The 10,325-nt window shown below is 45.2% G+C and carries 8 protein-coding genes, 1 rRNA gene and 1 pseudogene; 4 read left to right on the top strand and 6 right to left on the bottom strand.

Going from position 1 to position 10,325, the window contains the following annotated elements:
* The first annotated feature begins 125 nt into the window (after positions 1-125).
* A 5S ribosomal RNA gene (gene rrf / locus L5L77_RS21960) occupies positions 126-241 on the top strand.
* Positions 242-621: 380 nt separating this feature from the next.
* On the opposite strand, the pseudogene L5L77_RS22820 reads toward rrf, so the two are convergent.
* Positions 622-731 (bottom strand): annotated as a pseudogene (locus tag L5L77_RS22820) (IS630 family transposase); the annotation flags it as partial.
* 207 nt (positions 732-938) lie between these two features.
* On the opposite strand from L5L77_RS22820, the gene L5L77_RS21955 reads away from it, so the two are divergent.
* Together L5L77_RS21955 and fusA are read left to right on the top strand one after the other, a co-directional pair.
* On the top strand, positions 939-2,393 hold the full coding sequence (locus L5L77_RS21955) for a diguanylate cyclase (protein WP_263180489.1): 1,455 nt from the start codon (positions 939-941) through the stop codon (positions 2,391-2,393).
* A gap of 440 nt (positions 2,394-2,833) precedes the next feature.
* Positions 2,834-4,927 (top strand): elongation factor G, encoded by a 2,094-nt coding sequence (fusA, locus tag L5L77_RS21950; RefSeq protein ID WP_107402610.1) that lies wholly within the window; start codon positions 2,834-2,836, stop codon positions 4,925-4,927.
* A 154-nt stretch (positions 4,928-5,081) separates the two neighbouring features.
* On the opposite strand, the gene L5L77_RS21945 is transcribed toward fusA, so the two are convergent.
* Positions 5,082-5,969 (bottom strand): LysR family transcriptional regulator, encoded by an 888-nt coding sequence (locus L5L77_RS21945; RefSeq protein ID WP_105251505.1) that lies wholly within the window; start codon positions 5,967-5,969, stop codon positions 5,082-5,084.
* A 93-nt stretch (positions 5,970-6,062) separates the two neighbouring features.
* Between L5L77_RS21945 and L5L77_RS21940 the strand changes: the two genes are divergently transcribed.
* Positions 6,063-6,215: a hypothetical protein gene (locus tag L5L77_RS21940; protein WP_263143059.1), complete on the top strand. Its 153-nt coding sequence runs from the start codon at positions 6,063-6,065 to the stop codon at positions 6,213-6,215.
* Positions 6,216-6,483: 268 nt separating this feature from the next.
* Here the strand turns inward: L5L77_RS21940 and L5L77_RS21935 are convergent, their stop codons facing one another.
* The 4 genes from L5L77_RS21935 to L5L77_RS21920 form a co-directional block, all read right to left on the bottom strand.
* Positions 6,484-6,915 (bottom strand): nitrate reductase cytochrome c-type subunit, encoded by a 432-nt coding sequence (locus tag L5L77_RS21935; protein WP_263170176.1) that lies wholly within the window; start codon positions 6,913-6,915, stop codon positions 6,484-6,486.
* Complete coding sequence (gene napA, locus L5L77_RS21930; protein ID WP_263178615.1) at positions 6,912-9,407, bottom strand: nitrate reductase catalytic subunit NapA; 2,496 nt, start codon at positions 9,405-9,407, stop codon at positions 6,912-6,914. The genes L5L77_RS21935 and napA overlap by 4 nt, the downstream gene beginning before the upstream one ends.
* Entirely contained in the window at positions 9,404-9,673 is a 270-nt protein-coding gene (locus tag L5L77_RS21925; RefSeq protein ID WP_071940060.1) for a chaperone NapD, read from the bottom strand. Before L5L77_RS21925 ends, napA begins: the two co-directional genes overlap by 4 nt.
* Before the next feature lie 437 nt (positions 9,674-10,110).
* The coding region (locus L5L77_RS21920) for a transposase (protein ID WP_248943622.1) at positions 10,111-10,325 on the bottom strand (215 nt) is incomplete at its 5' end.

The raw sequence follows: 10,325 nt of genomic DNA, 5'->3' as shown, positions 1-10,325 counted from the left end.
AGGTCGTACGAAAAGCCTTAGACAGAATACAGATACTTGATAAAGTTAAAGACTCAACAGAAAATCAGCTTTCCGAATTATTATTAGCGTGAGCCAGAGATGGACACGGTAATAAGCAGAATTTGCTTGGTGACAATAGCCTTGTGGAACCACCTGATCCCATCCCGAACTCAGAAGTGAAACGCAAACGCGCCGATGGTAGTGTGGGGTCTCCCCATGTGAGAGTAGGTCATCGCCAAGCGCCTAATTATCTCATTGAGATGCAACGAAGCCAGCTGAATAAGCTGGCTTTTTTGCGTCCGCAATTTGTTAAATACAGCCTAGTGTCTATTTAATTAGTCAGTTTCCCTCCTATTTTTCTCTCGATAATCCCTTTTTTACCTTCCACGATACGAATAATGTGCACCATTTGGCTTTACATCAATTCTATTAATATCCGCTACAACTGTTCTATCAGATTCAGTTCCGGAGAATAAGACGGCAGCTTTATCTCAGATTAAAAAATCTTCTGCCATCTTTGTTTGATGCCACCCGCACAGTCCATCATGATCGCGGTATAGCGGCCAAAGAACGTAGCTGTAGAAGTTAAGGCTCCTATAAGCGCAGTTTGCAAAGGCGCTATGATGGCTTTGGATGGCGAGTAAGGGTGGTTATTTAGGATAGCCCTGATGATGAAACAAGCGATAAATATTGGCTTTTTTAAATGTGATACCAAATTCAGACGGAGTGAAATTAGGACTGAGTGAACTTAGCAACGTTCTTTTCCATCAACTGATCACCTTATGAAGATAAGTTTTGCTGATGTACGAAGGCGTTAAGACACAATGGACAAACGAGCGTTTCGTATAAGCAATGATGGGAATTGGTATTGTGTGGTTTTCACGTATACACTTTTTTTACATTCCCCATCTAGCATCAGCTTTTAGGTTGAAATTTCAATGGAATTGCGTGGCTTATTGAGGTTATTGTCGCTATTGCTGTGTATGCCATTACTGGTGAATGCTGATCGTTTCATGGTGTCTAGTACTAAACTTGCGGATCAAGATGTTAGAGTCAAGTCTGCTGTGATAGTCCGTTATTGCGTTGATCCTGATTGGCTGCCCTATGAAGGAATACGAGAAGGTAAACATCTGGGGATTTCATCGGATTATATTCGTCATGTTGAGTCACATTCTTCCCTTAAGTTTCAGCTAGTGCCGACATCTTCTTGGACCGAAACTTTATCTTTTTTGCAAAGTGGTCAGTGCGATTTAACCCCTATGTTGAATAAAACGCTAATACGCGAGACTTATCTGCACTTCAGTGATGTCTATTTCCGCTCACCCAATGTGCTTGTTTCACTTAAAGAACAGCCTTTTCTGCAAGGATTGGAGAATATCAATACGCGTATTTTAGCCGTGCCCAAAGGTTATCGTTTAGCCGAGTATATTCAGCATTATTATCCTCAGATAGAAATACTTACTGTTGCCAGTGAACCTGCGGGATTGCAGTCGGTTCTGGATAAACGTGCAGATCTGTTTGTTGGGTCAATGTTTTCGGTTAACGCTTACATTCAACAAATGGGATTTGAACATTTAAAAATTGCGGGTTGGGGCGGGCCGGAAGATGAGTTACGGATGGGGGTCGCTTATGGTCAAGAGTCCTTGCTACCTGTGATAAATAAAGCCTTAAACACTGTGAGTGAGCAAGAGCGGATCACGATTTATCAGAAGTGGAATAATGTGACTGTGATAGATGAGACTAACTATTCGCTTGTGTATCAAATTATCTGTGCGACGTGTCTGTTGCTCCTAATGTTGGGGGCAAGAACTTACTTTATGAGTCAATATAATCGAAGATTAACCGATAAGAATAAGCAGTTGGAAACTTTACGCGAACAGCTTGAAGCGTCAAATGCCGAACTCGAATTTTTATCTACCCACGACCCCTTAACTAAATTGTATAACCGACATTACTTTAATCGCTTTTTTATTAATAACGAGCAGCATGATAAATCTGCTGGGGCAGGCATGTGCCTTGTAATGATTGATATCGACTACTTTAAAGAGATTAATGACACGCTAGGGCATAACGTCGGCGATCGCATTCTTGAGCAAGTGTCACAGGTATTACAGCACTGTGTGCGTGATTCTGATGTGGTTGCACGTTGGGGTGGCGAAGAATTTGTTATCCTCTGCCAACAGTCATCATTGCCATTAGTTGAAAGCTTGTGTGTGCGGATTGCGCAGAGGATTAACAATTATCAATTTACTGACAATGTTCACTTAACTTGTAGTTTTGGTGTCGCTAAGCTCGCAGAAAACGAACCTATACAATTGTGTTTTGAGCGTGCAGATCGAGCCCTTTATCGTGCTAAAGCACAAGGGCGTAATCAAATGTGCATCGACACGTAAGGGTTTACTCAAGACTGATTTGTGGTTATTTGGCTAAAAGACTGCGATTGAAGTGAGTCGCGGATGTCATCTCTATTTTGGAGATAGGTATAACATGATTGTTCTAGCATCCATGCTTGCAGGTTAATGTATGATGTTTGTACTGACGATATGATAGAAATCCCTTGAAAATCGCTTTATCCCATTAAAATGAGGTTTATTTAAGGTTTTTTATTGATTGAGTGAAAAATAAGCTAAAGTGTTTTACTTATCTGTTTTAGTTCGTATTTATGGCGATTTCCTTAAATTATTACGCGACTTTATCGTGAAAAAGTGCGCTATCCATTTGCGTGTAGCTGGGTTCCAATTTACAATATGCGCCTAAAATAATCTGATGTGCGGTGTGTCGGTATTTGTCGCATACTCCGTCTACTTCTTAAACTACTCATTAAAGTTGAATCATGACCGAATTATCCAAATACAGAAACATTGGTATCTTCGCTCACGTTGACGCGGGTAAAACCACGACCACCGAGCGTATCCTTAAGTTAACAGGAAGAATCCATAAAGCCGGTGAGACTCACGATGGCGAATCTACCACTGACTTCATGGTACAGGAAGCTGAGCGCGGTATTACTATTCAGTCTGCTGCTGTAAGTTGCTTCTGGAGAGATCACCGTTTCAACGTTATCGACACTCCAGGACACGTTGACTTCACCGTTGAAGTTTATCGTTCTCTGAAAGTGCTTGATGGCGGTATCGGTGTATTCTGTGGTTCAGGCGGTGTTGAGCCTCAATCAGAAACTAACTGGCGCTATGCGAACGAATCTGAAGTTGCGCGTATTATCTTCGTAAACAAGTTAGACCGTATGGGTGCTGACTTCTTACGCGTAGTTAAGCAAACTAAAGACGTATTAGCTGCTACTCCACTGGTTATGGTTCTGCCAATCGGTGTTGAAGACGAATTCACTGGTGTTGTTGATCTGTTATCTCGTAAAGCATACGTGTGGGATGAGTCTGGTTTACCAGAAAACTTTAATATCCAAGATGTACCTGCTGACATGGTTGACATGGTTGAAGAATACCGTGAAATGCTGATCGAAACTGCCGTTGAGCAAGACGATGCTGTGATGGAAGCGTACATGGAAGGCGAAGAGCCATCTATCGAAGATATCAAGCGTTGTATCCGCAAAGGTACTCGTACTATGGCTTTCTTCCCAACATACTGTGGTTCTGCGTTCAAGAACAAAGGTATGCAACTGGTTCTTGATGCTGTTGTTGATTATTTACCAGCACCAGACGAAGTTGAACCACAGCCATTAACTGACGAAGAAGGCAACGAAACTGGCGAATTCGCTATCGTTTCTGCTGATGAGCCATTAAAAGCGTTAGCGTTCAAAATCATGGATGACCGTTTCGGTGCCCTGACTTTCGTACGTATCTACTCAGGCCGTCTGAAGAAGGGTGATACCATCCTGAACAGCGCGACTGGCAAGACTGAACGTATCGGCCGTATGTGTGAAATGCTAGCTGATGACCGTATTGAAATTGAATCTGCTCAAGCTGGCGACATTATCGCTATCGTGGGTATGAAGAACGTTCAAACTGGTCACACTTTATGTGACGTGAAACACCCAGTTACCTTAGAAGCTATGGTGTTCCCAGAGCCAGTTATCTCTATCGCAGTAGCGCCAAAAGATAAAGGCGGTTCTGAGAAAATGGGTATCGCAATCGGTAAGATGATCGCTGAAGATCCATCATTCCGCGTAGAAACTGACGAAGATTCAGGTGAAACCATCCTTAAAGGTATGGGCGAACTTCACTTAGATATCAAAGTAGACATTCTGAAGCGTACTTATGGTGTTGAATTGATCGTAGGTGAGCCACAAGTTGCTTACCGTGAAACCATTACTCAAATGGTTGAAGATCAATACACTCACAAGAAACAATCAGGTGGTTCTGGTCAATTCGGTAAGATCGAATATATCATCCGCCCAGGTGAGCCAAACACTGGTTTCGTGTTCAAATCTTCAGTTGTTGGTGGTAGCGTTCCGAAGGAATTCTGGCCAGCAGTTGAGAAAGGTTTCGCGAGCATGATGAACACAGGTACTATCGCTGGCTTCCCAGTGTTAGACGTTGAGTTCGAATTAACTGACGGTGCATTCCACGCAGTTGACTCATCAGCAATCGCGTTCGAAATCGCTGCTAAAGGCGCTTTCCGTCAGTCTATCGCTAAAGCTAAACCACAACTTCTTGAGCCAATCATGAAAGTTGACGTGTTCAGCCCAGATGACAACGTGGGTGACGTGATCGGTGACTTAAACCGTCGTCGCGGCATGATCAAAGACCAAGTTGCTGGTGTAACAGGTGTTCGCGTTAAAGCTGACGTACCGTTATCAGAAATGTTCGGTTATATCGGTACTTTACGTACAATGACTTCTGGTCGTGGTCAGTTCTCTATGGAGTTCTCACACTACAGCCAATGTCCAGCTAGCGTAGCTGAGAAAGTTGTTGCTCAAGTTAAAGAACGTAAGGCTGCTGAAGCTAAGAAGTAATTCTTAACTTACCTTAAAAACCGCTGTCGGCCTCTAGGCTCGCAGCGGTTTTTTTATGGGAGAGATCCAACTGTAATCACCCGCTACGGCTGACGAAGTTTCGTATCCCGTTGTTTAAAATAATGTGATTGGTATTAGTTCTTGCTTTATCTTCTCAGCGTTCAGTTTTTTGTTTACTCAATTCAAGCAAGGCCTTGGCCGCCGGTGTTAAAGGTAAACTTTGGCGCCAAATAAGCGCCAGATCCCATGTCATTGCGGGCTGCATAGGTTTAAAGACCAGTTTGCTGGTGCTTAATCGATTGCAGATAGGCTCAGGTAAAATAGCGACGCCCATATCGGCTTCGACCATGGCGGCGAGGAAATCCCACTGGCCGCTGCGAAAGGCAATATTGAGTTGAACACCTGCTTTGCGACTGAGGCGATTAATCAGTTTAGCGAGGGAGAAGTCTTCGTTATAGAGGATAAAAGGATAGGGCTGGAAGTCCTGCCATTTTAAGTGGTCTTTCTCGGCTAAGGGATGTCCTTCAGGCAGGCATGCGAGTAAAGGGTACTTAGTTAGGGGTTGGTTGACGAGTTCTGTCTCATGGGTCGTGGGGAGCGCGGTAAAGGCGATATCGAGACTGTTATTGAGCAATGCTTGTTCGCAGCCGAATCCACCGTACTCATACATGTGTAGTTCAACTCCCGGATAACGCTTACGATAGCTAGTGAGCAAACCAATAATAAGACTGCTCATCATAGGACATACACCCAGTCGCAACCGCCCCGATTTAAGACCGCTAAGGTTACTCATGTCCTCCTGCAGCCTATGCCATTGGCCGAGGATTTCCCGTGCACTGTGCTCAAAGAGCTGACCAGCTTGAGTTAACTCAACCTTTTGGTTATTCCGGATCAGCAAGGTTTCACCAAGGCTTTCTTCAAGTCTCTGGATTATTTTGCTTAGTGTCGGCTGGGTGATAAAACATTTCTGCGCGGCGCGGGTAAAGTTTTCAGTTTCCACTAAGGTCAGAAAACACTGTAAGGTCTTGATTGGGATGTTCATGCTCAAATGGAATCCATATTATGGAATTTATTCATTTTACTAATGATAGCCTAAGTATTACTTTGACCTTGTTAACAAAACAGGGGAATACCGATGAAATCAAGTTCAAGTCTGTGGGTAGGTGCTTTGTGGCAGGCGGCTATGCCTGTGGCAAAAGATGTGCAAAACGCTAAAGCGGCGCAAGTAACTAAAACGGCTCCAGCGGGTAATTTGCATAAAGCAAAACAACAAGTAAACCCAGCCTAGGCTGGGTTTTTACTTTTCTGTGTTTTAGATTCTGCTCTTATTTTTATTTCCCTCGATTCTCACTTTGCCTTTTTAACTTCTGCTCAATCCCTTCCTTGGTGAAAGTACTGTTCAGCAACGGACGCTGAACCAGCGATAGACGTTTAGTCTTATATTTACTTGAATACTCATTACTGGCTCTAAGCTAACTCATTAGGATTGGATGCTTAAATAGCAAAAAAGCCATCCTCATAAACTCGGGTGGCTTTGCTCTGCAGGGGAGTGTGGTTTACTGGACGGAGAATTGATTCTCGACGAGTGGTTGCTTGTTTTCGGCCTGAGCGACATGGCATTGAGTACAGGCATAGTTATGTCCGTTAACTGTGCCTTTATCATCAATCACGTGGGATTTAGCTACTGGTGTGGCTTTCATGCGTTTTGCCTTGTCCCAACTATGGCAGCTTAAACAGCCATTTTTATCTAAGGTGATCTTGTAATCGTCCTTATGTGGGATGAGCGGTGGTTGCTCGCTAAAACTGCGCTCAATAGAGGTGCCGCGACTAGGATAAATCGCCATGGCATTGGCTGGGCGAATGTCGGTGATCGCCATGTTTCCTGCGAGGGATTGAATATTAACTGGTGCTACGTTGGTGTCGGTTTGCTGACCTGAACAGCCGGTAATGGCGACGAGTAACGCAGTTAAGGTGAGTATTTTTCTCATTGGTTATTCTCCGCCTTGAAGACTTTCACTGGGCATTTTTTAAAGTCAGTTTCTTTTGACAGGGGATCGGTTGCATCCAATATCAGTTTGTTGACTAACTGGCGCGCATCGAAGAAAGGCATAAATACTACGCCGCGTGGCGGTTTGTTACGGCCTTTGGTTTCAACTCGGGTTTTCACTTCACCGCGCGGTGAAGCCACTATGACTTCGTCACCACGTTGTACGCCGCGAGCTTTCGCATCTTCTGGATGCATGAAAATTTGCGCGTCGGGGTAGGCACGGTAAAGCTCTGGTACGCGGGCTGTCATCGAGCCAGTGTGCCAATGCTCCAGCACGCGGCCAGTCGACATCCATAAATCGTATTCTTCATTCGGCTCTTCGGCGGCGGGCTCATAGGGCAGGGCGAAAATCACCGCTTTGCCATCTGGCTTGCCATAGAATTTAAAGCCTTCACCCGCTTTGACATAAGGATCGCTCCCCTCAACGAAACGACGCAGCGTTTCTTTGCCATTAACGACTGGCCAGCGTAGGCCGCGGGTTTCGTGGTAACGGTCAAAGTCGGCTAAATCATGGCCATGGCCACGACCGAAAGCTGCATATTCTTCGAAAATGCCTTTTTGCAGGTAGAAACCGAAGTGTTCGCTCTCATCGTTTAATTCGGCTTTGCAATCGGAAGTTGGGAACTTGTCGATCACGCCATTGGCAAATAGCACTTCATATAAGGTTTTATCCGCGTATTCCGGTTGTTTGGCTATCAGTTCGGCTGGCCAGACTTCGGAGACTTTGAATCGTTTCGAAAATTCGACTAGTTGCCACAGATCTGAGGTTGCGCCTTCTGGGGCTTTTACTTGCTGATGCCACATATGAGTACGGCGCTCGGCGTTGCCGTAAGCTCCTTCTTTTTCAACCCACATTGCTGTTGGCAAAATTAAATCTGCCGCCATGGCTGTGATGGTTGGATAAGGATCTGAAACCACGATAAAGTTTTCTGGGTTACGAAAGCCAGGGTAAATCTCATCGTTGATGTTAGGGCCTGCCTGCATATTATTGGTACACATGGTCCAGTAGCAGTTGAGCTTGCCATCTTTGAGCATACGGCTCTGGAGTACGGCATGGTAGCCAGGTTTGGCGGGAATGGTCCCTTCAGGCACTTGCCATAGCTTTTCGGTAATGGCGCGGTGCTTGTCGTTAGTGACTTCCATATCGGCGGGTAAACGGTGGGCGAAAGTACCGACTTCACGTGCAGTACCGCAAGCCGAAGGTTGACCTGTTAATGAGAAAGGACTGTTACCCGGTGTGGCAATTTTGCCCGTGAGCAAATGGATGTTGTAAAGCATGTTGTTCGCCCACACGCCGCGAACGTGTTGGTTAATGCCCATGGTCCACAGGCTCATGATTTTCACCTTAGGGTCGGCATAGGCTTTGGCTAAAATCTCCAGCTTCTCTGGCTCGACGCCACTCATCTTAGCGGCATATTCCAGCGTATAAGTGCTGACAAACTTGGCATACTCGTCAAAGCTAATGGGCGTGGATTTACCATTGCCCGGATTTTTGGCTTTTTTCTCTAACGGATGTTCGGGACGCAGACCATAGCCAATATCGTCAACCCCAAGGGCAAACTTAGTGTGTTTGGTGACAAAGTCGGTATTAACGGCTTTATTTTCAATAATGTAATTGGCGATATAGTTGAGGATCACTAAGTCCGACTGTGGGCGGAACACCATAGGGTTATCGGCTAAATCGAAGCTGCGGTTCTCAAAGGTCGACAGCACATGCACTCGGCACGTTGGACTGCTTAAACGTCTATCGGATATTCGTGCCCACAGAATTGGGTGCATCTCCGCCATGTTTGCGCCCCAGAGCACAAACTGATCGGCGGCTTCTAAATCGTCATAACAACCCATGGGCTCATCGATACCGAAGGTGCGCATAAAGCCGCCTACGGCTGAGGCCATGCAGTGGCGCGCATTGGGATCTATGTTGTTGGTAAGGAAACCTGCTTTATGAAGTTTAGAGGCGGCATAACCTTCCCAAATAGTCCATTGACCAGAGCCAAACATACCTACCGACGTCGGGCCTTTGGTGGCGAGACTGTGTTTCCATTTCGCGGCCATAGTATCGAAGGCCACATCCCAGCTGACTGGGGTGAACTCACCTTCTTTATGGTATTTGCCGTCTTTCATCCGCAGCAATGGCGTGGTTAATCTGTCCTTGCCGTACATGATTTTTGATAGGAAATAACCTTTAATACAGTTAAGGCCACGGTTGACTGGACTTTCAGGATCGCCCTTAGTGGCGACCACTTTGCCCGCTTGGGTGCCCACTAATACGCTACACCCCACACCGCAGAAACGGCAGGGAGCTTTATCCCACTTGATACTGTCAGCTTGTTCGGCGGCTTCGACCATCTTAATGGGAAGTGTGACGCCAACGGCCGTCGCAGCGGCAACCGCTGCGTTGGCCTTGAGAAACTCGCGGCGGCTTATGCTCATAATATTTCCTCACTCTCTTGTACTAAGGGTTCTACTTGGTGGTAAATCAAGCTGGCAGATAACACGCCGGACAGGGCATTGATGGCTTCAATATTGTCAAGAATCGCTCTTTGGCTACTCCCTTCTAGGGTAACGACCAATTTTCCTTCGGGTGTAATTGCATGAATATCAGTACCCACTAATGCGCGGATATTGGCTTCAACCTGCTGTAAGGTTTTAGGCGTGGCATGCACCACAAGGCTGGTGACGTGGTATTCCTGACTCATATTGGATGACCTGTAGTAGCGTAAACTCGGTTACTTAAGATTAAAAAGGAGGGTAACCGAGTGCTGATACTGGCGAGTCTAGACCTGATAAAAAATGTGGGTATACCTCACAAGAGGTATTGAAAGCGATAGTCGATCCGGATCAAAGTTTTGCGAGTGATCTAACTCCCAGTTTGATATTTAAGCGGTTAGCACTGTCGTCACTAGGACATAGTGAGGAGTACATTTATGGAGAATACTATTGTGCATATCTGGAACCCGTGAACATTAACGGAAGCACAAGTGTGTAGATAGGAATCCTATACTTTTTACCAATTACAGGTGTTTATAAAATTTCTGAGTAAGAGCAATAGCTGACGTGCATGCTTGCAAAATCCTTCGATAGAACATATTTAGGAATAATTAGGGTCTGTTGATCTTTGCTGTACAAATGTTGTTCAGCAATACATCGGCAGCCACATTAACATAAACGCCAGTGACACCATACTGGCGTAATTTCTTGCTAGCTTGTCATATCTTGTTGATATTGCTCGATAGTGCTTAATTCTTCCAAAAGCATTCTCCACTAAATGTCGATACCGATATAAGCACCAATCGACTCTTTCTTGAGGTGTATTCTTATAGCGGCGCCTTGGAATGACAGATTTCCCGC

The sequence above is a fragment of the Shewanella sp. SM29 genome, assembly GCF_025654245.1.
In the GTDB taxonomy this organism is placed as follows: Bacteria; Pseudomonadota; Gammaproteobacteria; order Enterobacterales; family Shewanellaceae; genus Shewanella; species Shewanella oncorhynchi.
The sequence above is the reverse complement of the archived record's forward strand: the minus strand, read 5'-3'. Positions and strand labels throughout refer to the sequence as shown.